Source organism: Arthrobacter sp. TMS2-4 (assembly GCF_054511075.1).
On the sequence record NZ_JBTNDI010000006.1, the window covers coordinates 1 to 24,517 of the forward strand.

The following is a 24,517-nucleotide window of genomic DNA, read 5'->3' on the forward strand; positions in this document are numbered from 1 at the left end:
CCCCCCCCCCCCCCCCCCCCCCCCCCCCCCCCCCCCCCCCCCCCCCCCCCCCCCCCCCCCCCCCCCCCCCCCCCCCCCCCCCCCCCCCCCCCCCCCCCCCCCCCCCCCCCCACAGCACCCAGGATTGGATTCTCCATGGCACTGCTAGCGCAACAAGCCAGCCAAGCCGACCGCAGCAAGCAAAACCTCACCTCCAAGCGCAAACGGTCGCGCAAGCAGTCACGCATCACTCCGTGGCTCTTCCTCGCCACGCCGCTGGCTTTCCTGGTGGTGCTCACCTACGTACCCGTCACCAACATGTTCTGGTACAGCGTCACCTCCTGGAACGGGATCGATGTCGATAAGGAATTCGTCGGGCTCGAGAACTACACAGCGATCTTCACCGAGCCATCCATATTCCAGGTCTTCTTCGTCAGTATCTACTACCTGATCGGTGCAGTGGTGCAGCTCGGGCTGGCGCTCTACTTCGCCACCCTGCTGAGCTTCAATACCCGCTTCCAGAACCTTTTCAAGGGGCTCATCTTTTTCCCCTACCTCATCAACGGGGTAGCAATCGGTCTGGTCTTTCTCTACTTCTTCCGCCCGGACGGCACACTGGACGCCCTGCTTGCAGTGACGGGTGTGAACGATCCACCGCTGTGGCTCGGCGACCCGTCGCTCGTGAACATCTCCCTCGCAGGTACCTCCGTGTGGCGGTATATGGGTTTGAACTTCATCCTGTTCCTTGGCGCGATCCAGTCGATCCCCTCGGAACAGTACGAAGCAGCGGACATCGACGGTGCGACCTCCTGGCAAAAATTCCGGTTCATCATCCTGCCCAGCATCAGCCGAATCCTCGGGTTGTCTTTCACCCTCGCCATCGCCGGCGCGCTTTCGGTATTCGAGATGCCGTACATCATGACCGGTGGCGCGAACGGGTCAGCGACGTTCGTCATCGAAACCATCAACACCGCGTTCAAGTACGCGAACGTCGGGCTTGCGTCAGCCATGGCAGTCGTTCTCCTGCTCATCGTGCTCTTCGTGACCTTCATTCAGCGCCGCATCTTCCCCGACGACCAGGAGGCTTCACGATGAGCTCGCAGGTCACCCCCTCTGCATCGGACAAGACATCCCAGAGCAGCGGCAGAGCCGAGTTGCCAAAACGCAAGGAGGCCGGTCGTACCTCCCGGTACACCGCTCGGACGTTGAAGTACGTCTCCCTGGTGCTTGCAGCACTGGTGTCGCTCGTGCCCTTGGTGACGATTCTCATGACGTCCTTCAAGACTCAGGAGGAGTTCCGCACGACCAGCCCCTTGACCCCGCCCGAGAACTGGACCAACTTCTCGAACTTCGTGACGGCGTTCGATAGCGGCGGCATGATCACCGGGTTCATCAACACCACGATCATCCTCATCGTCTCGGTCACCGGAACGATCCTGATCGGAACGATGGCCGCCTACGCTCTCGATCGCTTCACCTTCCGCGGGAGGCGCTTGGTGATCTTCGCGTTCCTTCTCGCAACCCTTGTTCCGGCCGTCACAACTCAGGTAGCGACGTTCCAGGTCATCAACGCCTTGGGCCTTTTCAACACCCGCGGCGCAGCGATGGTCCTCTTCATGGGCACGGACATCATCGCGATCTACATCTTCCTGCAGTTCATGAAGTCGATCTCGCCTTCACTCGACGAGGCAGCAATGATCGACGGCGCGAACCGATTCACCATCTACTGGCGGATCATCCTCCCGCTCCTGAAACCGGCCATTGCGACCGTGGTCATCATCAAAGGCATCGCGGTTTACAACGAGTTCTACATCCCGTTCCTGTACATGCCGTCCAGGGACCTCGGTGTGATCTCAACATCGCTCTTCCGCTTCACCGGGCCCTTCGGCTCCCAATGGCAGGTCATCTCGGCCGGAACCATCCTCGTCATCGTGCCGACGATCATCGCCTTCATCTTCCTTCAACGCTATATCTACAACGGACTAACAGCTGGAGCTACAAAATGACAACCGATCTGCATACTGTCCAGCACCTGCACAACGACTGGACCCTCCGAGCGCTCTCAGGACCAGTGCCTGCTCATATAGCCGGCCACGCCATCGAAGCCACCGTCCCCGGGACCGTGCACACAGACCTGATGGCACAAGGACTCATCCCCGATCCTTACCTCGACGGCAACGAGAAGCTCCTCACCTGGATCGGGCAGTCCGACTGGGAGTACACCACCAACTTCGCCTGGTCCCCCGATGGTCATGAGCGCCACGACCTGGTCTTCGAAGGACTCGACACCGTAGCCCGTGTCCTGCTCAACGGCACAGAGATAGCCAACACCCGTAACCAGCACCGCACGTACCGGGTGCCTGTCGACAGGACCCTGCGACAGGGATTGAACGTTCTCACCATCGAGTTCAGCTCACCCATCAAGTACGCCAACGCCGAAAGCCTGAATCTCGGATACCGGCCGCACGTGAATTTCCATCCCTACAACGCGATCCGCAAATCGGCATGCAACTTCGGCTGGGACTGGGGCCTGGACGCCACGACAAGCGGTATCTGGCGCCCGGTCAGCCTGCACTCATGGTCCGGTGCCAGGCTTGCCAGCGTCCGGCCCACACCAACCGTCGAGGGAACGCGCGGCCAGGTAGCTGTCGTCGTCGAGATCGAACGAGCATCCCAAGGACCGGTCGAAATCAGTGGCTCGATACCTCAGGCAGGAGCCGTGGAATCAACAACCATCGGAGAAGACGAGACCGCTTGCACCATCAACCTGGACGTCGAAGACGTCGACCTGTGGTGGCCGCGCGGCTTCGGTGAGCAACCCCTCTATGACCTGAGTATCGATCTGGGAATCAAGGGTTCCCGGGTGTCCGGCTGGGAATCCCGCATCGGCTTCCGGACCGTCAAAGTGGAACTCGAACCCGACGATGAGGGAACCAGCTTCCGCTTCATCGTCAACGGCACCCCCGTCTGGGCTCGCGGCGCCAACTGGATCCCCGATGATGCTTTCCTGCCCCGCGTCGACCGCACACGGCTAGCTGCACGGCTGGACCAAGCCGAATTCGCCAACATCAACCTGCTTCGAATCTGGGGCGGTGGAGTCTTCGAATCCGACGACTTCTTCGAACTCTGCGACGAACGCGGCATCATGACATGGCAGGACTTCCTGTTCGCCTGCGCTTGCTACGCCGAGGAAGAACCACTGCGCAGCGAAGTCGAAGCCGAAGTCCGGGACAACATCGAACGACTCATGCCCCACGCCAGCCTCGTCCTTTGGAACGGCAACAATGAAAACATCTGGGGCTTCGACGAATGGGGCTGGAAGAAGCGACTCGAAGGCAAGACCTGGGGCATGGGCTACTACCTCGACCTGCTGCCACGGCTGGTCAGCGAACTGGACCCCTCCTGCAACTACACCCCAGGCAGCCCGTGGTCGGGAAGCCCGGAAGTCTTCGCCAACGACATCGAACACGGCTCCGTACACCTCTGGGAGCACTGGAACCGGCAGGACTACCCGACCTACCGCGACGTCGTCCCACGTTTCGCCGCCGAATTCGGGTGGCAAGGACCGCCCTCATGGTCAACAATGACGCGCGCCATCTCCGACAATCCGCTCACCCCCGAATCGCCCGGAATGCTGGTACACCAAAAAGCCGCAGACGGGAACGACAAGCTCACCGACGGGCTGGTCGCGCACCTTCCCCTCCCCAACAACACCGAGGACTGGCACTGGGCTATGTCCCTCAACCAGGCCAACGCGATGACATTCGCCATCGAACACATGCGCTCCTGGAGTCCGCGATGCATGGGAACGGTCATCTGGCAGCTCAATGACTGCTGGCCCGTCACCTCCTGGGCCGCAGTCGATGGAGACGGGGTCGCAAAGCCGCTCCTGTACGCACTTCGACACGTCTACGCGGACCGGATGCTCACGATTCAGCCCCGCGGGGAGCAACTCGCAGTGGCAATCATCAACGATGCCGCAGAACCCTGGAACGGTACCCTCACAGCGCGTCGGCTTCGTTTCGATGGAACCGAAATAGTCTCCGTCGAGCTTGACCTCACATCGGTCAGTGCACGGTCCTCACAACTGATTGAGCTTCCAGCCGAGGTAGCTGCGACAAGTGACGTTGCGGACGAGGTTCTCGTCGTTGATTACGGCAACGAGCGTGCAACCTGGTTCTATGTGGAGTACCGGGATTCCAACCTCGAAGCCGCGCGCTTCACAAGCGAGGCTACAGCCACTGATACGGGATACTCGGTGACCATCACCGCCGAAAACCTGATCAGGGACCTCACGCTCCTCGTCGACAAGGTCGACCGCCATGCCGTCGTCAGCGACATGATGGTCACGCTGCTCCCCCAGGAATCGGTGACCTTCCACATCACCTCCGCCGCGGGGGTCACACCCGAGAGCTTCGTGACCAAGCACGTGTTGCGGACAGCAAACCAGTTGGTCATCGACTGGGGAACGCGGGCGCTCCTTCAGCAGCGCGAGCTCGCCCCGACTCCCTAGCTGCACCCGTTTCTGGCCTGCTGCCTACCAGCAGGCCAGAACCGGCACCTGCTTCATCACGACACTTCTACAGGTCTACAAATCTACGTGTGTAGACCCACCCCAGATAGGGACCTCCATGGATGCCTCACGCCCACTTCTGACACTTGCAGTAGACATCGGTGGCACAAAAGTCGATGCCAGTCTCATCACTGCAGATGGAGCCGTGGTCACCGGCACCCTCCACCGACGTCCCACAGGTTCAACCACCTCAAGGCAGTGCATCACCGCCGCCATCAGCGACGCGGCCAGAGCGGCCATTGCTGGGGCACCTGCCGGAAGCTCCATCATCGGAATCGGTATCGGATCAGCAGGGCCTGTAAACCTCGACGAAGGCACCATCAGTCCCAAGAATCTGCCGCATCTGCATGACTTCGCGGTCTGCGCTCACCTCGGGACGCTCCTGCCAGGACGCCCTGTCACCTTGCGCCTTGACGGTACCTGTATCGCATTGGCCGAATCCTGGAAGGGAGCCACGCAAGGATCGTCCAATTCGCTCACCATGGTGATCTCGACAGGCATCGGTGGAGGCATCATCCTCCAAAACAAACTCATTGCTGGGCGGTCAGGAAACGCCGGCCACATCGGACAGATGCGGCTACACCCCAAAGAAACCGCGCACTCCCCCATCCACGCAGGGACACTGGAAGATCTTGCATCCGGCCCGCAAACAGTCGCCTGGGCGCGAGGCCAAGGATGGATCGGCGCATCCGGTGAAGACCTCGCCCACTCCTACGAGCAAGGAGACCCGACTGCACAAGCCGCGGTTCGCCGTTCAGCTGCAGCAGTAGGGCTAGCCATTGCAAACGTTGCGACGCTACTCGACCTGGACGTAGCGGCTCTCGGCGGCGGGTTCATCAATGTGAGCAGTGACTACGTCGACCTCGTGAGAGAAGCCGCCCACTCATCGCGCGTTCTGGACTACACGACGGACCTCCGCATCGTTGCAACAGCACTTGGACACGAGGGCCCTCTTCTTGGGGCCGCAGCCCTCATTCACCAATCCCACGCCCTGGAACTCGCAGCCTGAGTAGCAGGATTCATCACCTCGAGAGGTAGAACAAAGATGTTCCACAAAAACCCATGGCGCGCTCCTGCCATTGTGCTCCTTTGCCTGCTCTTCGTCGGAGCATCCTTCACCCCCACACAAGCGTTCTCCTGGACCTCGAAAGCGACCGTCGTCAGTTACCTGCAGTCGATCTCGGGCACCAAGGTGATCGCCGCTCAGCACAATAAAGAACCAGCGGCGCAGCCGGCCTACTACACCAATAGGGTGCAAGCCATCACCGGTGTACGCCCAGGCCTATGGGGCGGCGACTTCCTGTTCAGCTCGACCGATGTGAGCAACCGTCAGTCGGTCATCAACCAGGCCAAGACCGAATGGGCCAACGGATCACTCGTCACTCTTACCTGGCACGTATGTCCCCCTACCAGCAGCTCGAGCTGCAGCTGGGAGACAATCAACGGCAACCTCACCGATGCGCAATGGGACGAGCTCGTCACCAACGGAACTGCTCTCAACAGGGCGTGGAAATCACGCCTGGATGAGATCGTCCCCCATCTGCAGCAGCTCGACGACGCGGGTATCCCTGCCATCTTCCGTCCCCTGCACGAGATGAACGAACAATGGCCCTGGTGGGGAGGCCGAACCGGCCCAAACGGATCAGCGAAGCTCTTCCAAATAACCCGGGACTACCTCGATGACACAAAAGGACTAGGGAACCTCATCTGGGCGTGGAACGTCCAGGACAATGCCAACGGGAACTTCGCCGGCTTCTACCCAGGACACGACTACGTGGACCTCGTGACCCTCGACGCCTGGTACAAAAATTTCCCTTCAACCCAGGAGTACTCAACTCTCCTCGCCCTCGCCCCCGGCAAACCCCTCGCTCTGGGGGAGGTAGGCAAAATGCCCACCGAAAGCCAATTCGCAAGCCAACCGCGATGGACCTACTTCATGCACTGGTCAGAGCAGCTTGAAACTAACAACACCCACCAAGACATCAAAAACACCTACTACAACCCACGCGTCATGCACCAAGGCGACATCGCTTTCCCCTGAACATGCCCATAGGCCGGATGCTCATTGGTCCAGCACTGCCGGCGGTAACCCGGACAGAACGGGGGGCGGCGTCGTCCAACTCATCACTTGCCGCAGCGGAGTTCAGGACTCCTATCGAGCTGCCGGAATGGAGCTCCTCTCATGAAGAAACGTATCCGCTCAGGATCCGGAGAACCCGCCAGCAACGAAACGGCCCCAAACATCGGCGCTGTGAGCAGAGGGAAACGCGACTTCGACAGTGGCTTCATCACATCCGATCGCCCATTCTCCGGGCTGGTGCAGGCACTAAAACCAGCTCGCGTGAAGCTTTTGATCGCGGTCATCGCCTACCTCGTGAAAGACAGTCCCGTCTGGGTGCTGCCCGTCATCACGGCGGCCGTAATCGACACGGTAGTGGCAGGGGGGCCTCCGGAGAGACTCGCACTACTCGGCTGTGCAGCACTGGTCTTAATTGCCTTCAACTACCCTGCCAGCCAAACCTTCGTTCGGTTGATCAGTGCCACGGTCCGCGATCTGGGTGTTTCCCTACGAAACGAACTCGCCCACCGTCTCCAGGTGTTGTCCATCGGATTCCACGGGAGGTCCAGCTCGTCGGTCATCCAAACCAAGGTTGTGCGAGATGTTGAAAACGTCGAGCTGATGCTTCAACAGGGAGCCAACCCGCTCCTATCAGGTCTCGGCGTCATTCTCGGAGCCGTGACCGTACTCGCCCTTCAAGTGCCCGCCTTCCTCCTGCTGTTCATACTGGTCGTGCCACTTTCCGTCGTACTCATCCAAGGAGTGCGCCGTCGTTCCCACCAGAAGAACGAGCTCTTTCGTCGAGACATCGAACAGTTCTCATCACAGGTAGGCGAAATGGCGATGCTCCTCCCGATAACCCGTGCACACGGCCTTGAGCAAGTTGCCACGCAACGGGTTCTCACGACGGCAAAAGCTGTACGGAACTCAGGATTTAGCCTTGACATGCTGAACGGCCGGTTCGGTGCGCTGGCATGGGGTTCCTTCCAACTACTGTCCATAGCCTGTCTCATTGGTGCAGCAGCACTCTCGGTGAGCGGCCTGCTCCCAATCACCGCAGGACAGGTGATACTACTGAGTACCTACTTCGTGATGCTCACAAACTCGGTCCTGAACCTTCTCAACCTCGCCCCCTTGCTCACAAAGGGACGTGAATCCCTTCGTTCCATCGGCGAGGTGCTTCAGGAACCAGATATTGAGCGAAACAGCGGCAAGCACCAGATCCTTCATACAGACGGGCATCTGACTTTTGAGCGCGTCGACTTCCGCTACCCGGAGGAAGAAGATCTCGCCGTTCACAGTCTCAGCCTGGACATTAGCCCCGGAGAGACCATCGCCTTCGTTGGCAAATCAGGGTCCGGCAAATCCACGGTGCTGAACCTCGCCCTCGGTTTTCTCCGACCAACCAGCGGCCGCCTGCTGCTTGACGGCGCCGACATGGAATCACTCGACCTACGCACGGTGCGTCGCCACATCTCGGTGGTACCCCAGGAATCCGTACTCTTCTCCGGATCGATCCGGGACAACATCGCTTATGGGCTCGACAACGTTAATGACGAATCGATCTGGCAAGCACTTCAGGAGGCGAACGCACCCGACTTCGTTCGGACACTCCCCAACGGTGTCGACACCTTGCTGGGTGAACGTGGAGCCCGCTTGTCGGGTGGACAGCGACAACGAATCTCCATCGCTCGCGCCTTGATCAGAGACCCGCGGGTCCTCCTGCTGGACGAGGCAACAAGCGCCTTGGACAGCGAGTCAGAACAACTTGTTCAAGACGCGCTTGCAAACCTGCGCCATGGAAGAACGACTTTGATCGTGGCCCACCGACTCTCGACGATCCGCTCCGCGGACCGGATCGTGCTCTTGGACAGTGGCCGAGCAGTCGAAATCGGTACGCACGAAGAACTCCTCGCCGCTGAGGGCCCTTATGCGAAGATGTACACCCTTCAAACGCGATGAGCAGACTTCTCTAAGACATAACGTCGATTATCGGCGATTAATGGCAACGCTTAGATGGTAAAGGTGTTCTACTCCCCGCATGCTCGCTGGTGCTCTTCGGCGAGGCTACGGTACTGCTTCGCGTTGGCTTTTACACCGATCACCTCGTCATCGGTTAACTGGCGTCGAACCTTAGCTGGTACTCCTGTAACGAGCGAGCGAGGTGGAACAACCGTCCCTTCGAGCACCACTGCTCCTGCCGCAATCAATGACCCAGCGCCAATGATCGCTCCATTCATGATTGTGGCATGCATGCCGATCAGGCAGTCGTCTTCGATGAAACATCCGTGTACCACCGCCCCGTGTCCAACGCTGACGCGGTCGCCGATGATTGCAGGATAACCGGGGTCCGCGTGTACGACGACGTTGTCCTGAAGGTTGGATCCCTCGCCAATCCGGATGGGTGTCGTGTCCGCGCGAATGGTGACCGCATAGAATGCGCTCGATGCCTGCCCTATTGTGACGTCGCCGATAAGGGTTGCGGTCGGTGCTATGAAGGCTTTGTCGTGCACAGCGGGGGTGCGGCCGCGGAACGAGATGATGCTCATGCTGACACCAGCGTGCCGTTGATCATCCGAATACCAGACACTGCCGCGTCATCGCGCAGAACTTCCGGGAGCCGGTGTTGGGGAAAACCCTGATAGGCGACGGGCCGGAGGAATCGAAGAATCGCGGCGGTTCCGACTGAGGTTGTCCCAGCATGGGTGGTTGCAGGATAGGGCCCGCCGTGATGCTGTGCATGGGTCACCGATACGCCGGTAGGCCATTGGTTCCACAGGAGGCGGCCCGCGCGCTTGGCAAGCTCCCGGATGAGCTGCTTGACGTCGTCGTCCTCTTCGGCGTGGATGCTGGCGGTCAGTTGACCTTCGAGGACGCGCGCGAGTCGCTGCAGGTCGGCCTCGTTTTCATAGGTGACGACTAGTGCTGCCGGACCGAAGCGCTCTGCGAGCAGATTGGACGGGTCCTTCAGGACGTCTTCGAGGGAGGCTGTTAGGAGCGTCGCACGCGGTGGAGTCGAAAAAGCTTCCGTGGTCTCCAGAAGAGGGGTGACGCCGGCATGCTCGGCGAGTTCCTGAAGGGAACGGACGTAGCCTTCCTGAATCCCGTCATTGAGCAGGGGCGCCGGCGGCGGAGGTGTCTGTAGGCGCAGGTGGGAAAGCATGCTTTCCGGAACAATCAGCACGCCGGGCTTCGTGCAGAGTTGGCCGGAACTTGACGTCATGGAGGTGAAGAAGGCCGACGCGATGTCGGCACCTCGCGACGTTGCCGCCGCTTTGGTGACGAAGGACGGGTTCACGCTGCCCATCTCTGCGTAAAACGGAATGGGTGTCTCTCGCGAGTTGGCGAGGTCGAAGAGTGAACGACCCGCAGCAATGGAGCCGGTGAAGGAGCCGGCCTGGACCCGGGCGTCCATCAGGGCCGCACGCCCAATGTCGAGACCGGAAATTACCGAATAAAGCCCCAAAGGAGCGCCAGACACACTGAGCGCTTTCTGAATGACTTCTGCGGTCGCGATGGTGAGCTCGGGATGACCGGGATGCGCTTTGAGGATGACGGGACACCCGGCAGCGAGAGCGGCCGCGGTGTCGCCGCCTGCCCCACTGAATGCGAAGGGGAAGTTGCTGGCCGCGAACACCAGTACGGGTCCGACGGGTTCCAGTAGGCGACGCAAATCCGGGCGGGCGGCGCCCATCGGCCATTGCGGGTCCTCGGTATCGATGCGGACGTCTTGATACGAGCCGTCGGCTAGGAGGTCGGCAAATAGTCTCAGTTGGAATGTGGTTCGGATAAGTTCGCCGCGCAGGCGGGCTTCCGGCAGGAAAGTCTCCCGGATCCCTATGGCGAGGAGGGGGTCGGCTTGCTTGTCGAGGTGTTCGGCGATGGTGCGCAGGGCGCTGGCTCGCGTGAGCGGTGCTGTCGCGGCCCAGGGGTCGGTTGCGCCCGCCGCGGCAGCGAGGATCTGCTCGAGCTCACTCGTGGATGTGTTCTTGTACGAGGGCCTCATAGGTGTTGGTCCTTTCCGGAGCGGATCATGCCGGGCGTGGTATCTGGGGTTTGTTGACGACGCAGCGGAGCGCTTCGCCGCGACCCGCCCGGGACGCTTCCTCGGCGGCGAGGCGCTGGAGTGCGGCCAGCGAAGCTTCAGAGTAGAAGGCTGCGTGGGGCGTCAGGATCGCGCGGGGATGCTTCCGCAATCCGTGATCTGCCGGCAACGGCTCCGGATCGAAGACATCGAGTGCTGCACCGGCGAGCTGTCCGGAGTCCAGGGCGGCCAGGACGGCGTCCTGATCCACCAGGGTCCCGCGTGCCGTATTGACGACGAAAGATCCGGGCTGCATCTTGGAGAGATTTTGGGCGTTGACCACTTTGTACGTCTCGGTGGTTGCGGGGGCGTGAAGCGAGATGACGTGTGCGCGCCGGAAAAGCGTGTCGAGGTCGACGAGCTCGATGCCGTTGTCCGCTGCGACGGACGGATCGATGAAGGGGTCGAAGGCCAGGACCGGAAATCCGAAGGGTGTGAGCCGGGCGACGACGCCGAGCCCGATGCGACCAAGCCCGATCAGGCCAATCACGGTGTCCCTGGATGCCCGGATCGGCGCCAGCGACGGTGGTGAGATCCAATCGCCGGAACCGAGGACTCGGTCGAATTGTATGATCTTGCGCGCGAGCACGAGGATGAGGCTGAGCGTGTGGTCAGCGACCGTGTCAGCTCCGTAATCGGGGACGTTGCAGACCGAAATTCCCCGTCGGTTCGCTGCATCGAGGTCGACGTTGTCGTACCCGATGCCGTACCGGATGACGACGGACCCCTTCGGCATTGCGGTGAGGACTGCCGCGGTCATGGGTGCGAAGTTCACGAGCACGACGTCGGCTCCCCGAACCGCGTCCCGCGCCGCCTCTTCTGTCGCGGCCTGGTAGACCTCGAAACGTGCGCTTAGGGCCGCCGCCGCGGAGCGCTCGTTCTCGAGCGAGGCGAAGTTGTGGTCGGCGACGACGATCCGCATTACGAGCCTCCTACCGACGCCGCTAAGCCGCGCTGCGAAAGGTTCCGGATGAGGTCGCGTATCCCGAACTCCCACGGCGGGGCCGCTTCGGATGAATTGACGCGGTTGACCAAGGTCCCGAGTTGCGGGCTTGAGATCCGGACGATGTCCCGCAGGTGATGGGTGAATCCCATGTCCGCACCGTCCCTGTCGATGCTCGGGGCGAAGAGGGTCCCCAAATAGAGCAAGATGCCGTCGGGATATTGGTGCGATTCCCCCACCGTGTAGCGGGCCAGTTCCTCGGGGTCCCTGGAGATGAGGGGCATGGAGCTGGCACCGTCGAGTACGAAGTCGTCGTCCTCGCCGAGTACCTGGAGCCGCACATCGGCGTTGCGGACGTCGTCGAGGGTGAAGGTGTCGTCGAACAGGCGGATGAACGGGCCGACGGCGGCCGAAGCGTTGTTGTCCTTCGCTTTCGGCAGCAGCAGGGCTGACCGGCCTTCCACATCACGGAGGTTGACGTCGTTGCCGAGGGTCGCGCCCACAACGGTCCCCCGGGATGTGACGGCGATTACCACCTCCGGTTCTGGGTTGTTCCACGATGAAACAGACGCCACCCCGATCTCCTGTCCGCATCCCACAGCGGAGAGGACCGGCCCCTTGGTGAACACCTCCGGGTCGGGGCCGAGGCCCACCTCGAGGTACTGCGACCACAGGCCTTTGGCTGACAACTCGGCTTTCAGGGCGTCCGCGTCGACACTGCCCGGGCGGACCGTTGCCAGGTCTGCTCCCACTAGCTGTTCGAGCTCATCCCGGAACGAGCTGGCAGCGCGTTTATCACCGCCTGCTCTTTCCTCGATCAGCCGTTCCATCAGGGAGTGCGCGAAAGTCACGCCGGCTGCTTTAAGGACGGAGAGATCGACGGGAGCCAGAAGTCGGGTCCCGACTCCGCGCTCATTCAGCGAGCTGTGCAGGACCTCGTGGAGGTCCCAATTACGGGTTCCTTCCTCCGCCGCAACCCGTCGCGCGGGATCGGAGGTTTCGAGCAGATCAGTCATGGTGGGAAAGGAGCTAGTTACGTCGAGGAGCCGGTTATCTCGCACGACGACGACGCAAGGGCCGTTGATATCGGGATCGAACACCCGACCGACGAGCGTCGCTGCGCCCGCATCTACTGGCAGGACATCGGCATGATCTTCGAGGAGTTGCATGGGCTTCTTTCGCAGACTCGTGCTCACGTGATCCTTCACGTGGCGGTGGCGTGTTCTTGCAGCCCGTAGGCTTTGATGGCGGCTCCCCCATGGACGGCAGCCAGGTCCTCGGCGGAAAGCCCCGTCCCGGCCACCAGAGCTGAGAGGTCCTGCCAGGCGTGACGGTAACTGCGCTGCAGCAGGATGACGGGCCAGTTGCTCGCGAGCATCGACCGCTGCGGCCCGAAGTTCGTCAGGGCCCATTCGACGTAACGGGCCAGTTCGGCGGGCCGCCACTGGGCCCAGCCTGTAAGGACGTCGATGCCCACGGAGATCTTGATGTGTACCGTGGGCGACGTCGCCAATTCAGCGATCTGCCCCGCCCATGGCTCCCAGCCACCGGCGTCCACCGGAGGGCGAGCGAGGTGATCGAGCACTACCCGCAGATGCGGCACGGACCTAGTCAGGGCACCGACCGCTGACACCTGATCGGGCGTCACGGGAACGATGTCCCAGGACAGTCCCCGGTCGGCGAGGTCCTGGAAAAGCGAGATGACATCGGGTGTGTCCAGCCAGTCGAGGGGCCGCTTGCCCACGAGGCAGCGCACGCCCTTCCATGACGCCGTATCGGCTCGCGCGAGCTCTGCTCTGGCCGCTTCGGGGTCCTCGAGCGGGAGCCAGCCGACGACACCCGCTACCGTGGCGCACGAGGAGGCATAGGCTGCGAGTCGATCGTTCTCGTCGCTGCTGTCGACCGACTGGATGAGGACCGTCGCGTCGACCCCGGAGCCGACAAGTTCGGCGGCCAGATCAGCGGGTTCGTAGTCCCGTGCGATGTGGCTGTGCTCTGCGGTGCGCCAGGCCTGCTCCTGCGCTTCGAGCTTCCAGTAGTGGTGGTGCGCGTCGATGACGCGTGGTGACTGCTCCTGTTCAGACATCAGTGTCCCTTCCATTCGGGTACGCGGCGCTCTGTGAAGGCGGCAACGCCCTCCTGGAAATCGGCGCTGCCATAGCACCGGAGGAGAAGGTCGTCGGCATCGGCGGTCGGATCGTCCTGGAGACGCCGATCCATCTCCTTGAGCGCGGCGATGGTGACCGGCGCGGTCCGACTCATCCTGGTACTGAGCCGGGTCAGTGTGTCTTCGAGGTCATTTCGTGGAACCACCTTGTACACAAATCCGGCCTTTTGTGCTTCCTCAGCAGGGAGGAGCGACGCGGTGAGGAGCATGGCCATGGTGCGCCCGTGCCCCATCCGGGCTTGTAGCCGCCTCAGCACAGCCGGCGGGATGCAATTGCCCACCGTGCGGGCGATAGGAACCCCAAAGGTCGCCGATTCGGTGGCGATCACGACGTCGGAGCAGGCGGCGATTGCCAGCCCGGCCCCGACCGCGGGACCATCGACAGCGGCGACCACCGGGATGTCGAGGGCCAACAACTTCTGGAGGATCGCTCCGATGCGCTGCTCGTACTCGAGTCCCTGCTCGCCGGTGGTGAAGGACGCGAACTGGGTGATGTCGGTACCGGCGGCGAAGGCTTTTCCTTCGCCGCGGATAACGATGACCCTGATCGAGGGATCCGTGGAGGCCTGCTCGATCGCGTCCGAGAATTCGTCATACATACGCCAGGTCAGGGCGTTATGGCGCCCCGGATTGGACAGTGTCACGTGGAGGACGGAACCGATCCTCTCGACCACGATCTGGTCCTCGCTGACAGGTATCGGGTTCATGATCCCAGCACTTCATCGTTGTGCTCTCCGAGCAGAGGGGGATGCCGTCGGATGCGAGGAGGGGTTTTGCTGAGCCGCAGGGGCGAAGCGATGACCTTCACTTGTCCCTCCACCGGATGCTCCATGACTTGAACCATGTTCCGGTCCTTGACGTGGGGGTCCTCCTCGAGGACCTGCTGATAGTCCTGGATCGGACCGGCTGGCACGCCTGCTCCGAGAAGGAGATCTACCCAGTCAGCCGTGGTCTTCTTTACGAAGGTGGACTCCAATTCGGCAACCAGTTCCACACGGTTTGTCATCCGGCTGGGGTTGTCGATGAAACGCGGATCTGTCACTAGGTTCTCTAGTTCGGTGACCGTGCAGAGGCGATTCCACAGTCGATCGTTATTCGCTCCGACGGTGATGAACCCGTCCTTCGTGGCCAAAGCCTGATATGGCGCCGACATACGGTTCGCAGATCCAAGGGCGAGGGGTGCTGCACCGGTCGTCCAGAATTCCGTCGACTCCCAGACGGAGAGGGCGAGGGTCGATTCGAACAGGGACGTCTCGAGGTACTGGCCCTCGCCGGTTTCCTTGCTCGAATGCCATGCCGCGAGGATCCCGACGGCGCAGAAGAGGCCCGCACCGAGGTCTGCGACTGGGAGGCCGCTTTTGACCGGCCGGCCACCGGGTTCGCCCGTGATGCTCATGACTCCGGCCATGGCCTGCGCGATCAGGTCATAGCCTGGCCGGGTGGCATAGGGGCCCGTTGTGCCAAAGCCGGAGATGCTCGCAACGACCAGGCGGGGGTTGATCTCGATCAGGGTGTCGAACCCGAGGCCCAACCGCTCTGCGACACCCGGTCTCCAGTTTTCGATCACCACATCCGCGGTCTCTACGAGTTTGTAGAAAGCCTGGAGACCTGCAGGGGTTTTCAGGTCTAGCGTGACGCTGCGCTTGTTCCGGTTGAGGCTCATAAAGGCTCGGCTGTCCTCCCCTTTGCCGGATGTCCCCCATGAGCGCCGGGTCTGGTCACCGTCCGTCGGGTTCTCGATCTTGACGACGTCTGCGCCGAGGTCGGCGAGCACCATGGTGCAGAACGGTCCTGCCATCACTTGGGTCAGGTCAAGGACAGTCATTCCGGTCAGCGCCTCAGCAGGTGGGTCGGCAGGGCGGGAGGATGATGGGTGCACAGTGGTCTCCTTTTCAGAAGGTCTTGATCGGAAAGTAGGGAGGGAGGTGGCAGAGGGCGATGACGGGCGCCGCCCTCTGCCAGCGGTACTACCCCGCGTTACCCGAGACCTGCGTTTACTTCTGTGAAGAAGTCGGACACTGCCTGTTCGATTGAGACCTCCCCGAAGCTGACGCGTTCGTAGGCGCGGGTGAAGGATTCCTCGAAGGTCGCTTGGTATCCGGGAGGGTAGACGACCGTGGGTGGTTCAGAGGCTGCGATCTGCTGGTACAGCTCAAGGTCATGCTTCCGAAGCTCTGGTAGTTCGGGATTCTGCAGTTGCGTGTCGAGGTGGCCGGAGTTTGTGACGGCTCCGTTGGATGACGCGAAGATGCTTGCGGACTCGTCATCGTTCGCCCAGAAGTCGATGAAGGCCGCCGCCGTCGGGATGTTGTCGCAGTTCACCGGGATGGCGAACCCGGAGGTGAACAGGACGTTTCCGGGTCCGGCATCGCCGGACGGAAGGGGAAGGGATGTGAGTTCTTGCCCGTTGCCGATGCCGTCCAATGTGGCCTGGGAGGTGATGAGCGAGTTCCCGGGCGCAGTGTCAGCGACGGTCACGCCGCGGGAGACGTAGCTCTGTTCTGGTTGTTCTGGCTGTTCGCTCATTTGCGCAGGCGTGGCTGTGACGCCGGCCTTACGCATTTCCTCCCACATGGTCCAGTACTCGACCAGCGACTCTTCGGAGAACCCGAGTTGACCGTCTTCGAAGAGGGTCTCCCCGTTCGCTGCCATGTAGCTGATGAGGAAGTTCGGCCTGCCGCCACTCAGCGAGAGTGCGGAGACGCCGTCGGGCAGGTTTGGCTGCATTTCGGTAGCCCAGTCCACCAGCTGATCCCAGGTGTATCCCTCGGGCAGCATTTCACTGCCTGCCTGCTCCACGAGGGTTTCATTCACTACCAGGGCGTCGTAGGCGGCCCCATAGGGCACCATGTACAGGTTGCCGTCCTCACCGCGACCGGTGTCGAGGACCTCTTCCGGGATGTCGCTGACGTCGATCGCACCGGACTCGATCATCGGATCGAGCGGAAGAAACAGGTCGCGGGACGTGTAGTCATTCAGTTGGCGTCCCTGCATCTGCGTGAGGCAAGGCAGGTTCCCGCTGCTGCCCTGGACGTTCAGCCGCTGGAAGTATGCCCCAAAATCGGCAAACTCGCGCTCGATGGTGACACCCTCGTTTGCTTCCTCGAAGTTGTCCGCGACGGCGTTGGTCACTTCATTGCGCTGGCCGGCGCCCCACCAGGCCAGCCGGGCGCTCCCTGTGACCTCGCCCTGCCCGTCCTGGACCTCGCCGCCGGGACCTTCTCCTACACTGGTGCCGCCTCCGCATGCGGACACTGTGAGCAGGACTCCCAGTGCCCCCGCTGCCACGGTTCTGCGCGGCCAGCGTCGTTTGACTGAAGATTGAATCGTCATTGTTTCCTCCATGAGTTGTGTCGGTGATCGTTGTGTGGCTGTTGCAGCGGCGCTATTTCAGCCCGCTGGTAGCGATTCCCTCGATTAGCAGTCGCTGTGCGGCGAAGAAGAACCCCACAACGGGTGCCAGTGAAAGCGTCGCCATGGCGAACAGGGGCCCGAAGGAGGACTCCCCTGTGGCATCCAGGAAACTGTTGAGCCCCAGAGTGACTGTCCAGAGTTCCGGACGGTTGAGATAGAGCAGTGGACCGAGGAAGTCGTTCCACGTGTTGATGAAGGTGAACAGCGCTGTCGTGCCCAGCGCCGGGATGGATAGGGGCAGGATGACCCGGCGGAAGATGCCGACATGACCGCAACCATCCAGCCGTGCTGCGTCGTCCAGTTCCCGGGGAAGAGTCCGCATGAACTGGACCATCAGGAAGATGAAAAAGGCGTCTGTGGCTAGGAACTTCGGGACCGTCAGCGGCAGGATCGTGTTGATCCACGCCAACTCGTTGAACAACACATACTGCGGGACCAGCGTGACGTGGTAGGGCAGCAGCATCGTGCCGAGCATGACGGCGAAGAGCGTCCTCTTGAAAGGGAACTCGAGCCGGGCAAAGGCGTAAGCCGCGAGAGCGCAGGCGATGACATTGCCCACCACGCACAGCAAGGTGATCAGGAGGGAGTTGAGGAAGTACCGCGAGAAGGTGAAGGACCCCAGGGTCCAGCCGTCCACATAGTTGTCCAGTGTGAAGTTACCCGGCCAGAGACTGAGCGTCGTGAACGTTTCATTCGCCGGGCGGAAGGAGGCCCCCACCATCCACAGCAGGGGGTAAAGGATGACAATCAAGATGACAATCATCGTGAAGTGCCTGGCAATCCCCAGCACCAGTTTGTTGCGGGACGGGGTGCGTCCGAAGAGGGGCTTCGTACGAGCGGGCGCGTGTGTGGTCATCGTTCGTCTCCGTAATGGACCCAGTGCCGGGCCGATGCGAACAGGAGGGCGGTGAAGATTCCGAGCACGACGACCAGTGCCCACGCCATGGCGGAGGCATACCCCATTTCAAGATTGGCGAAACCGCGCTGATACAGATACAGGGTGTAGAACAAGGTCGAGTTCAAGGGGCCGCCGGTGCCGCCACTGACCACATAAGCCGGGGTGAACGCCTGAAACGCATTGATCGTGGTCATCAGGATGTTGAAGAAGATCAGCGGAGTGAGCAGCGGCAGGGTTACATGGCGGAAGCGCCGAAAAACGTTGGCGCCGTCCACGGAAGCCGCTTCGTGCAACTCGCGGGGCACCTGGCGGAGTCCAGCAAGGAAGATGATCATGGTCGAGCCGAATGTCCAGACGTTCAGAACCACGAGCGTGTATAGCGCGCTGTTGGGATTGCCAATCCAGCTCTGGCCCTGGATACCGAAGACAGCCAGGACCTGATTGAAGATTCCTTCCTGCCCGAAAACCTGGCGCCAGAGCAAAGCGATAGCGACGCTGCCGCCGATCAGGGACGGCAGGTAGAACGCCGCACGGTACACCGACAGTGCCTTCATGCCCTGGTTGAGGATCAGCGCTACGCCCAGGGAGGCGATGAGCACGGCCGGCACCGAGACGACGACGTACAGGAAGGTCACCTGTACCGAGTCGATGAATCGGGGGTCGGCCGCAGCCATCCGTTCGTAGTTGTCCAGTCCTACCCACACCGGGGGCGCCAGGAGGTCATAGCTGGTGAAGGACAGGTACAAGGAGTAGAGCATTGGCCCTACGGTCAAAAACAGAAGTCCTACGATGAATGGAGACAGGAACCCGAACGCGGCCAGCGCTTCCCTACGGGACCGACGCCGCCGAGAAACCCTTCGAACGTTCGTGCCCTCATCATCCGCTGGGTCGCCCGGAGAGCCGCTCAGGAGTGCGGCTTGCGGGGCTCTAGTGACGTCAGTCATTGTCCTGCTTCCCGTCATGATCTGAACCCTCGCCGGCTGCTGTCTCCTGTGCGTGGGATTCGACGTAGCCCGGCAGCAGCTGGCTCAGGAGACCTGCGAAGGGCGCGGAGGTTCCCGCTGTCCTGGCAGCGGTCACGAACTCGAAAAGGTCCTTGCTCCAGGGCCGGTCCTTGACCGCTGTTCCGCTTGCGGAGTAAGCGGCCGCCGTCTCGTCGAAAAACCCCCAGTTGGCGGCTACCCATGAAGCACCGGTGGAGGTAGCCACGCTCTTGAGTACCATGTTCGGATCCACGCCGTACTTCCCCGCGACATCCAGCGCTTCATACGCACCGGCCAGCGCAGAGAACATCATCATCTGGTTTGCCAGCTTGGTGGCTGCGCCAGTACCGGGTCCACCGGCCCGTAAAACTTCGCTACCAACTGCACGCAGCACATCCTCGACTGCGTCGAAATCCTCATGCTCCGCTCCCACGAATACCGTCAGATCGCCCTTGCGCGCCCTGGCCGAACCGCCGCTGACGGGCGCGTCGACGAACCGCGTGCCGTGCTCCTTCGCCGTCGCAGCGAGGGACTGCGCCGACGCCGGAAGGATGGTGCTGTGGACGATCACCGCTCCGTCGCTGCTGTTCGCAAAATACCCCTGCTCCCCCAGCAAGATTGACTCGACGGCCGCGTCGTCCGGTACCACGAGGACGAGGACGTCCACAGAAGCGAGGTCCTCGAAGGACGAAGCACTCTTCGCGCCTGCGTCCACGCAGGACCGGGCTTTTTCTGGTGCCGGGTCGAAGACGGTGAGGGGCCAACCGTCATCCAGCAGTGCGTGCGCCATCGGCAGGCCCAGGTTCCCGAGTCCGGCGAGGCCGATCGATGTGGTGCGTGGCTTCGTTGCCATACTTCCTCCGGAGGATCGCAGTGATGCCGGGCAGTGCCCGGCATCACTGTCTGACAGGGATGGAGAGTTAGAGGCCTTCGTAGTAGGCCACGACCGCCTCGATATCCACGGAGCTGTCCTTCGGACGGCCCTGCGCCTCATACAGCTTCGTGCGAGCGTGCATGTCGGCCAGGAGGACTGCACGAGCATGGGTCGCCACTTCGTGGGCCACCGCTGCCGGAACCACGATGATTCCGTCGTCGTCGCACCCGACGATGTCCTCGGGCTGCACCTGCACACCGCCGCAGGCGATGGTGGTCTGCACTTCGACGACCTCGATACGGCCTGGAATGATGGTGCGTCCGCGCCCCCTGACGCAGATGGGATTGCGCTGCAGCGTCACTTCTCCCGTGTCGCGGCAATAGCCGTCCGTGATCACGCCGGCCGCGCCTGCACCGACGGCGGCCATGACGTTCTCGGATCCCCAGAAGCCCACTTCCCTGCCTCCGCCGGAGTCCATCACAACCACGTGCCCGGGCCGCAGGTCCGCGGGGAGTTTCTTATGGCCCATTCTCTCGAACCAGATGCGGTGGGCCTCGACGATGTCCTGCGTCGAGTCGAGCTTCCACATGGGCTTGTTGGACGGCACGGCGCGGATCGTCGCTGCGTGGCCCCAGAACTTCATGCCGTTCCACAATGGGCGAATCCCGGAATCCATCAGGTGGATGTCGAAGTGGCCGATACCATCCAGCGCGTCCGCCACATCGGCGACTCGGAGGTGCTTGTACAGACTGTTGAGATCCTCGGGATCAGCCTTAGCGTAATCGGGGGCTGTGCTGGTGGTGAGCGTCATGGAATACCTTTCGCTTCTTCGGGAACAGTCGTGATGAGACTCGGCCTGGTGCTACTCGACCGGCATCCAGCCGTGGGTGATCTGTATCACTGGATCGAGTTGTTTATTGTCTACAGCATTCAGTCGACAGAAGACAAGGGGTAGATGCATACTGGATGAAATGTGGTTCCGCTCTCTACCCCCATGGAGGATCTTTCGTGGTCGTATCCACTAGCACCTCCGCGTCTGGTCGCATCAGGTCGTCCAGCCTCGTTGATCTGGCCGCGGAGGCGATCCGCAAACAGATCCTCTCCGGCGATCTCGGGCCCGGGGACAGGCTCATTGAGGAGAGACTGACTGAAGAGCTCGGAATTAGTCGACCGCCTCTTCGGGAGGCGCTACGGATCCTGTCGCAGGAAGGGCTAATCGAAACTCGGCCTCGGCAGGGCTCAGTCGTCGCAACCCTTACCGATCAAGACGTCTTCGAGATACTGACCCTCCGGTCTGCGCTCGAGAAGCTCGCCGTCGAACTGGGAGTGCCCGTTACCGATCCGCGCAGGCTGCAGCGCTGCCGACGAGCCCTTGAGCAGATGGAGGACTGTGCCCGGCGCGAAGATAGGGGCATGCTCGTCGAGAGCGGGTACGCCTTCCACGCCTCGATCGTTGCGTTGGCAGGGCACAGACGGCTGGAAGCCAGCTATGCCTCCGTACAGCAGCAGCTACTGCTCTGCATGGCTAGGAACCTCTACGTTCGCGAGCATTACCACGAGAACCTCATGGACCATGTGGGCCGACACCGGTTTCTGCTCGAACTCATCGAGGCAGGTGACCCGCAGGCCGTACTTGCAGAACTGGCAGTGCACGGTGAACGATCGTTCACAGAACCTCAACCGACGGTCGAGTAAACAGGTTAGCTTGAGTACACGCGTTCCGGTGTTGGATTGATCGCCTGCCTGCTGGGATGCGCCGTGAGTTCCGGTCCTACCTGAGCACTGCAGACCTGGACGCGCCTGGGCTGGTGGACGCGGACCTCGCCGAGGCGACGACCGCCCCTTATTCCTGGCTCATCCGCCGGATCGGCCGGACGGCATGAACCTCACCACTGCGGGCTGGCTCCCGCCCGCGGTGGTCTATCAGGCCATGACCGAGCTCGGCTGGGCCGAACACTGGCACGGTGAAGCCAACCGCGAGGACCAGACCCTGCCAGTCCTCCGGCTGCGCGAGAGCGCGCAACGCTTAGGACTGATCCGCAGGATCAAGGGCCGGCTCGTCTTGACCGCTGCCGCCAGGCGGCTGCTCGAGGATCCCGTCGGACTATGGCACTTCCTCGCCCACGCCCTGACCCACCGTCACCGCCATGACGCGGAGCGGGACGCCACCGTCCTGCTGCTCATCGACATCACCGCCGGAAAGCGGACCAAATGGGACGTCTGCCTCGACGCTGTCGCTTTCGGGCTCGGCGCCCTCGGTTGGCGGACCCGAGCGGGCACAGAACTGGAGGTCGCAGACGTCCACGAGCTGCTCCGCGAACCCCGGGAAGCGCTCCGGAACCTCGGGATCTTCGCCAGCCACCGACGGGCAACACCCACCGTCACCTCACAAGGACGCGCCTTCGCCCGCGCAGCCCTCCACTGCTAACCACCCCAAGACCCCGCCAATCCCGAGTTGATGCACGCTCTCCATTTTCTCGACCTGCAACGGGGACTGAGCCCGAGACCAAAATCGCGCCCGCCGGACCATGGTCGGCGATTGTCCAACAGCCGGTCGGACGATCACTTTCCGCCCATCAGCATCAGCGCCAAGGTGTTTGCGGCACAGGTTGTGGCGCAGACCGGCAGAGGCACAAATATCTGTCCTTCTGTGTATCCGCGCCGAGGAACCTCCAGTGCTTCTCCAGTAGGTGGGCGTGGTCGTGGCGCCGGGGCAACTGCTAACCCGACAGAACGATGGTTATCGGCGAATAGACAGCGGGCGTAGGAATCGGCTGAGAGGTACCGGTTCCACAGTCGGACGATACGGGCTGACACGATAGCAAAGCGCGCTGGATGCTCTCTGGGCTTCCCGCACGCGATCACGGTCCGCCATCGGTCCCGTTACGGATCAGTCACCGCTGCCCCGAAAGCCGGATCATCCCGGACTGGGTGGCTAGTGTTGAAACAGTGACTTCTTCGTCCCCCACCGTGCACAGACCCACGAATCGACTGGCTTCGGGTCTCGCCCATACTGTCCATGGAGTCCTGATCGGTCTGGTCGAACTGGTGCCCGGTATTTCCGGTGGTACGGTCGCGCTCGTCCTCGGTATCTACGACCGCCTTATCCTGTCGGCCCGACAGCTCATCGGCGGGGCGGTCCGCAGCACTCCATGGACCATCGGCCTTCGTGGCTTCTCGTCTCTTTCATCACGCTTTGCCGGCGTCGAGTGGTCGCTGATCCTGCCCCTCGCGGTCGGCATGTTCCTGGCCCTGTTCGCCCTATCCGGGCCACTTCACACTTTCGTCGAAGCTCAGCCCGTCATCTCGAGGGCACTGTTCCTCGGCATGGTGTCGGCAAGCCTGCTCGTGCCCATCAGCATGGCACGGCAATCACTACCTTCAAGGGCCGATCGCACCACCGTGTCTCGGCTTATCGGACCGGCCGTCGTGCTCGCGGTGGCCGCGGCCGTGTTCGTGCTCCTAAGCCTGCCGACGCTGGTGGTCGGGGATCCGTCCGGATGGGTGATCGCCCTCAGCGGGGCCGCAGCGGTCTGCGCTCTGGCCCTTCCCGGTCTCTCAGGTTCATTCCTCCTGCTCACCTTCGGCATGTACGAACCGACCTTGGAAGCGGTCAGCAGCAGGAATGGGGGTTACTTGGCACTCTTCATTGCTGGCGCGCTCCTCGGACTCGTCTCCGTGGTGCAGCTTCTGGCCTACCTCCTGCGCGTGCACCGGCGGGTGGTCCTTCTGGTCGCAACCGGCTTGATCCTCGGCTCTCTTCGCGCCCTCTGGCCATGGCAGAACAACACCACACTCCTGGCGCCCCCCGCTGAAGGGTGGACACAGCCTCTGATCGCCTTCTCCGCAGGGGCCGTGGCAGTCATGCTGCTCTGGTGGCAGGACCGACGTCGCGCTCCGATCACAGCTGTCGGAGGAGGCCAGACATGACCGATCAGCGGAGCGTTCCTACCAGGCGTGGGGCGCAGGCTTGCGCGTGCTGGGCAGTGCGTTGTTCAGACGCCACTCGTGGATCCACTCGGGCAGCACCAGATCCGCCGGCGGCGCCCCGAATACCGCGGTGATCTCCTCGTTGCTGACCGGGCCGGAGGACGAGACCAGCCGCGTCGCGATGAAGGCCCGCGCATGGATGTCGCCGTCGGCCACGGCACGCTGCTCGAAGTAGATGGCGCGCTCGTCCAGACCGATGATGCGCGTCTCCACGGCGTAGCGCCGGCCGAGCTGGAGCGATTTGCGGAAACTGATGGTCTCCCCCGCGGCCACCGGGCTCCACCCCCGACGGCGCATCTGCCGCCACACCCCGCTGCGGACCATCAGGTCGAACCGGCCGAGGTCGAAGACCGAGAAGTACATCCCGTTGTTCATGTGCATCGCGATGTCGATGTCCGTGAGGAGGACCCGGAGGTTGACGCTGCCGGCACCCCAGATACTGAGTCGGGATCGCCTGCCGGACAGGAAGAGCTGCAGCATCGTGCGGAAGATCAGGTGCATGGACACGATATTACTCGTCGGTAACATGACCGGGGCCGGAGGCGCCCGCCTA

22 protein-coding genes are annotated in these 24,517 nt (G+C 62.1%); 9 read left to right on the forward strand and 13 right to left on the reverse strand.

What is annotated here, in order from left to right; genetic code table 11:
• Positions 1 to 135 precede the first annotated feature (135 nt).
• From ACX80F_RS09380 to ACX80F_RS09405, 6 genes are all read left to right on the forward strand, one after another.
• Complete coding sequence (locus ACX80F_RS09380) at positions 136 to 1,074, forward strand: carbohydrate ABC transporter permease (RefSeq protein ID WP_459336117.1); 939 nt, start codon at positions 136 to 138, stop codon at positions 1,072 to 1,074.
• Complete coding sequence (locus tag ACX80F_RS09385; protein WP_459336118.1) at positions 1,071 to 1,985, forward strand: carbohydrate ABC transporter permease; 915 nt, start codon at positions 1,071 to 1,073, stop codon at positions 1,983 to 1,985. Before ACX80F_RS09380 ends, ACX80F_RS09385 begins: the two co-directional genes overlap by 4 nt.
• Positions 1,874 to 4,492, forward strand: a complete 2,619-nt coding sequence (locus tag ACX80F_RS09390; RefSeq protein ID WP_459336119.1) for a glycoside hydrolase family 2 protein — start codon at positions 1,874 to 1,876, stop codon at positions 4,490 to 4,492. The genes ACX80F_RS09385 and ACX80F_RS09390 overlap by 112 nt, the downstream gene beginning before the upstream one ends.
• Before the next feature lie 118 nt (positions 4,493 to 4,610).
• Positions 4,611 to 5,561 (forward strand): ROK family protein, encoded by a 951-nt coding sequence (locus ACX80F_RS09395; protein WP_459336120.1) that lies wholly within the window; start codon positions 4,611 to 4,613, stop codon positions 5,559 to 5,561.
• Between the two features lie 36 nt (positions 5,562 to 5,597).
• Positions 5,598 to 6,593, forward strand: coding sequence for a glycoside hydrolase family 26 protein (locus ACX80F_RS09400; protein ID WP_459336121.1), 996 nt, complete (start codon positions 5,598 to 5,600; stop codon positions 6,591 to 6,593).
• A gap of 141 nt (positions 6,594 to 6,734) precedes the next feature.
• Positions 6,735 to 8,573: an ABC transporter ATP-binding protein gene (locus tag ACX80F_RS09405; RefSeq protein WP_459336122.1), complete on the forward strand. Its 1,839-nt coding sequence runs from the start codon at positions 6,735 to 6,737 to the stop codon at positions 8,571 to 8,573.
• 68 nt (positions 8,574 to 8,641) lie between these two features.
• Here the strand turns inward: ACX80F_RS09405 and ACX80F_RS09410 are convergent, their stop codons facing one another.
• The 12 genes from ACX80F_RS09410 to ACX80F_RS09465 all read right to left on the reverse strand — a co-directional run bounded on the left by ACX80F_RS09410 (position 8,642) and on the right by ACX80F_RS09465 (position 20,785).
• Complete coding sequence (locus ACX80F_RS09410) at positions 8,642 to 9,160, reverse strand: gamma carbonic anhydrase family protein (RefSeq protein ID WP_459336123.1); 519 nt, start codon at positions 9,158 to 9,160, stop codon at positions 8,642 to 8,644.
• Positions 9,157 to 10,617 (reverse strand): aldehyde dehydrogenase (NADP(+)), encoded by a 1,461-nt coding sequence (locus ACX80F_RS09415; protein ID WP_459336124.1) that lies wholly within the window; start codon positions 10,615 to 10,617, stop codon positions 9,157 to 9,159. Before ACX80F_RS09415 ends, ACX80F_RS09410 begins: the two co-directional genes overlap by 4 nt.
• 25 nt (positions 10,618 to 10,642) lie before the next feature.
• Positions 10,643 to 11,617 carry a C-terminal binding protein gene (locus tag ACX80F_RS09420; RefSeq protein WP_459336125.1) on the reverse strand — a complete coding sequence of 325 codons (975 nt, stop codon included), beginning with the start codon at positions 11,615 to 11,617 and terminating at the stop codon, positions 10,643 to 10,645.
• Positions 11,617 to 12,834, reverse strand: a complete 1,218-nt coding sequence (locus tag ACX80F_RS09425) for a fumarylacetoacetate hydrolase family protein (protein WP_459336126.1) — start codon at positions 12,832 to 12,834, stop codon at positions 11,617 to 11,619. The genes ACX80F_RS09420 and ACX80F_RS09425 overlap by 1 nt, the downstream gene beginning before the upstream one ends.
• 8 nt (positions 12,835 to 12,842) lie before the next feature.
• Entirely contained in the window at positions 12,843 to 13,724 is an 882-nt protein-coding gene (locus ACX80F_RS09430; RefSeq protein WP_459336127.1) for an amidohydrolase family protein, read from the reverse strand.
• A complete protein-coding gene (locus ACX80F_RS09435; RefSeq protein ID WP_459336128.1) occupies positions 13,724 to 14,512 on the reverse strand; it encodes an enoyl-CoA hydratase in 789 nt (262 codons plus the stop codon). The genes ACX80F_RS09430 and ACX80F_RS09435 overlap by 1 nt, the downstream gene beginning before the upstream one ends.
• Positions 14,509 to 15,630 (reverse strand): CaiB/BaiF CoA transferase family protein, encoded by a 1,122-nt coding sequence (locus tag ACX80F_RS09440; protein WP_459336129.1) that lies wholly within the window; start codon positions 15,628 to 15,630, stop codon positions 14,509 to 14,511. Before ACX80F_RS09440 ends, ACX80F_RS09435 begins: the two co-directional genes overlap by 4 nt.
• 152 nt (positions 15,631 to 15,782) lie before the next feature.
• Complete coding sequence (locus ACX80F_RS09445; RefSeq protein ID WP_459336130.1) at positions 15,783 to 17,150, reverse strand: ABC transporter substrate-binding protein; 1,368 nt, start codon at positions 17,148 to 17,150, stop codon at positions 15,783 to 15,785.
• Between the two features lie 40 nt (positions 17,151 to 17,190).
• Positions 17,191 to 18,075 carry a carbohydrate ABC transporter permease gene (locus ACX80F_RS09450; RefSeq protein ID WP_459336131.1) on the reverse strand — a complete coding sequence of 295 codons (885 nt, stop codon included), beginning with the start codon at positions 18,073 to 18,075 and terminating at the stop codon, positions 17,191 to 17,193.
• Positions 18,072 to 18,875: a carbohydrate ABC transporter permease gene (locus ACX80F_RS09455; RefSeq protein WP_459336132.1), complete on the reverse strand. Its 804-nt coding sequence runs from the start codon at positions 18,873 to 18,875 to the stop codon at positions 18,072 to 18,074. The genes ACX80F_RS09450 and ACX80F_RS09455 overlap by 4 nt, the downstream gene beginning before the upstream one ends.
• A gap of 178 nt (positions 18,876 to 19,053) precedes the next feature.
• Complete coding sequence (locus ACX80F_RS09460; RefSeq protein ID WP_459336133.1) at positions 19,054 to 19,953, reverse strand: NAD(P)-dependent oxidoreductase; 900 nt, start codon at positions 19,951 to 19,953, stop codon at positions 19,054 to 19,056.
• Positions 19,954 to 20,020: 67 nt separating this feature from the next.
• A complete protein-coding gene (locus ACX80F_RS09465; RefSeq protein ID WP_459336134.1) occupies positions 20,021 to 20,785 on the reverse strand; it encodes an RraA family protein in 765 nt (254 codons plus the stop codon).
• A 197-nt stretch (positions 20,786 to 20,982) separates the two neighbouring features.
• On the opposite strand from ACX80F_RS09465, the gene ACX80F_RS09470 reads away from it, so the two are divergent.
• From ACX80F_RS09470 to ACX80F_RS09480, 3 genes are all read left to right on the forward strand, one after another.
• Positions 20,983 to 21,669, forward strand: coding sequence for a GntR family transcriptional regulator (locus ACX80F_RS09470; protein ID WP_459336135.1), 687 nt, complete (start codon positions 20,983 to 20,985; stop codon positions 21,667 to 21,669).
• 184 nt (positions 21,670 to 21,853) lie between these two features.
• Positions 21,854 to 22,402 (forward strand): hypothetical protein, encoded by a 549-nt coding sequence (locus ACX80F_RS09475; RefSeq protein WP_459336136.1) that lies wholly within the window; start codon positions 21,854 to 21,856, stop codon positions 22,400 to 22,402.
• Positions 22,403 to 22,923: 521 nt separating this feature from the next.
• Entirely contained in the window at positions 22,924 to 23,904 is a 981-nt protein-coding gene (locus ACX80F_RS09480) for a DUF368 domain-containing protein (protein ID WP_459336137.1), read from the forward strand.
• Positions 23,905 to 23,922: 18 nt separating this feature from the next.
• On the opposite strand, the gene ACX80F_RS09485 is transcribed toward ACX80F_RS09480, so the two are convergent.
• Positions 23,923 to 24,465, reverse strand: coding sequence for a thioesterase family protein (locus ACX80F_RS09485; protein ID WP_459336312.1), 543 nt, complete (start codon positions 24,463 to 24,465; stop codon positions 23,923 to 23,925).
• Positions 24,466 to 24,517 lie beyond the last annotated feature (52 nt).

Bases quoted from the DNA above. Each gene is read 5' to 3' on its own strand.
- ACX80F_RS09380 (WP_459336117.1), top strand. From the start codon at position 136: ATGGCACTGCTAGCGCAACAAGCCAGCCAAGCCGACCGCAGCAAGCAA.
- ACX80F_RS09385 (WP_459336118.1), top strand. From the start codon at position 1,071: ATGAGCTCGCAGGTCACCCCCTCTGCATCGGACAAGACATCCCAGAGC.
- ACX80F_RS09390 (WP_459336119.1), top strand. From the start codon at position 1,874: ATGGCAGGTCATCTCGGCCGGAACCATCCTCGTCATCGTGCCGACGAT.
- ACX80F_RS09395 (WP_459336120.1), top strand. From the start codon at position 4,611: ATGGATGCCTCACGCCCACTTCTGACACTTGCAGTAGACATCGGTGGC.
- ACX80F_RS09400 (WP_459336121.1), top strand. From the start codon at position 5,598: ATGTTCCACAAAAACCCATGGCGCGCTCCTGCCATTGTGCTCCTTTGC.
- ACX80F_RS09405 (WP_459336122.1), top strand. From the start codon at position 6,735: ATGAAGAAACGTATCCGCTCAGGATCCGGAGAACCCGCCAGCAACGAA.
- ACX80F_RS09410 (WP_459336123.1), bottom strand. From the start codon at position 9,160: ATGAGCATCATCTCGTTCCGCGGCCGCACCCCCGCTGTGCACGACAAA.
- ACX80F_RS09415 (WP_459336124.1), bottom strand. From the start codon at position 10,617: ATGAGGCCCTCGTACAAGAACACATCCACGAGTGAGCTCGAGCAGATC.
- ACX80F_RS09420 (WP_459336125.1), bottom strand. From the start codon at position 11,617: ATGCGGATCGTCGTCGCCGACCACAACTTCGCCTCGCTCGAGAACGAG.
- ACX80F_RS09430 (WP_459336127.1), bottom strand. From the start codon at position 13,724: ATGTCTGAACAGGAGCAGTCACCACGCGTCATCGACGCGCACCACCAC.
- ACX80F_RS09435 (WP_459336128.1), bottom strand. From the start codon at position 14,512: ATGAACCCGATACCTGTCAGCGAGGACCAGATCGTGGTCGAGAGGATC.
- ACX80F_RS09440 (WP_459336129.1), bottom strand. From the start codon at position 15,630: ATGACTGTCCTTGACCTGACCCAAGTGATGGCAGGACCGTTCTGCACC.
- ACX80F_RS09445 (WP_459336130.1), bottom strand. From the start codon at position 17,150: ATGGAGGAAACAATGACGATTCAATCTTCAGTCAAACGACGCTGGCCG.
- ACX80F_RS09450 (WP_459336131.1), bottom strand. From the start codon at position 18,075: ATGACCACACACGCGCCCGCTCGTACGAAGCCCCTCTTCGGACGCACC.
- ACX80F_RS09455 (WP_459336132.1), bottom strand. From the start codon at position 18,875: ATGCTCTACTCCTTGTACCTGTCCTTCACCAGCTATGACCTCCTGGCG.
- ACX80F_RS09460 (WP_459336133.1), bottom strand. From the start codon at position 19,953: ATGGCAACGAAGCCACGCACCACATCGATCGGCCTCGCCGGACTCGGG.
- ACX80F_RS09465 (WP_459336134.1), bottom strand. From the start codon at position 20,785: ATGACGCTCACCACCAGCACAGCCCCCGATTACGCTAAGGCTGATCCC.
- ACX80F_RS09475 (WP_459336136.1), top strand. From the start codon at position 21,854: ATGAACCTCACCACTGCGGGCTGGCTCCCGCCCGCGGTGGTCTATCAG.
- ACX80F_RS09485 (WP_459336312.1), bottom strand. From the start codon at position 24,465: ATGCACCTGATCTTCCGCACGATGCTGCAGCTCTTCCTGTCCGGCAGG.